Annotated in this window: 1 protein-coding gene; it reads right to left on the reverse strand. The window is 58.5% G+C overall.

Annotated elements, in window-relative coordinates; genetic code table 11:
- On the reverse strand, positions 1-1,076 hold a 1,076-nt coding region (locus tag ABAC402_RS38920), incomplete at both ends, for an IS4 family transposase (RefSeq protein WP_031236143.1).

The following is a 1,076-nucleotide window of genomic DNA, read 5'->3' on the forward strand; positions in this document are numbered from 1 at the left end:
AGCAGGTCTCGCCGCAGAAATAGGTTTAGCTGCAGCAGACGTGCGATCTGTTGCATGGTCAACTGGACGCGGGAACTGAACTTTAGGAAGGCGATCAGGAGGCAGACGCAGAGCGCGACCCATATCTGGGTTAGGACGGCGTTCCTGGACGTGCCGAGGAAACCTTTGAGTTTGAGGTTTTGCTTGATCCACTTGAAGAATAGTTCGACCTGCCACCGGCTCTTGTAGATATCGGCGATGGTCTGAGCGGACAGGTGCTCGATATTGGTCATGAACTCGTAGGATCGCCCCGTGTCGGGGCAGGTGTATCCAACGAGACGTAACGGCTTGAGCTTGGGGCTGTGCTTCTGTTTGCCCGTCAGTTGGACGCGGCGGTCGAAGTCGATCTGCCCCTTGGCCGGCGGCCCTTCTTCGATGACTGTCGACACCATATTGCCGCGAGCGCGGGTGACGAAGTAGACACCGGCGTCGGTCAGTTTCTGACGCCAGCCATAATCGCTGTAGCCCTTGTCGAAGACAACGATCGAGCCCTTTGAGAAGGCGAACTGCTTTGCGCCAATCATGTCGTTGGTCCGCCCCTCGGTGACAACGGCGAAGGCCGGCAGGAAACCATCGTGGTCCAGCCCGAGATGCAGTTTCATGGCTGCCTTGCCCAAGGCCAGGTGCGCCCAGGGGAAGATGCGAAGCGACAGATCGATCAGCGAGCTGTCCATAGAGTACAGCTTGTTCTTGAAGCGGAAGCCGTGACGCGGCGCCAGGTGCCGGCAGCGATCATAAAGCCTTCCGAACAGGGCTTCGTAGAGCGTGTAGGGCTGTGTTTCATTCACGCGCGCAAATGACGACCGCGCCACAGGCTGTACGCCCAGATGATAGAGCCGGGGACCTTGAGCCTGCAAGTTGGCGACGACGTCGCGCAGGCTATGGCGATGGGCCAAATGGCCGGTAGCCAGCGCTACGAACTGCGAAAAACGGCTCATTGACCGCAGCGGAGACCCCGAGTGATGTGCCCGCGACAGGCTATCGAACTCATGTCTCGGGACTAAACGTAAGAATTGCCCGAAAACTGTGCTATGGTG

The organism is Asticcacaulis sp. AC402 (assembly GCF_000495835.1).
Taxonomy (GTDB): Bacteria; Pseudomonadota; Alphaproteobacteria; order Caulobacterales; family Caulobacteraceae; genus Asticcacaulis.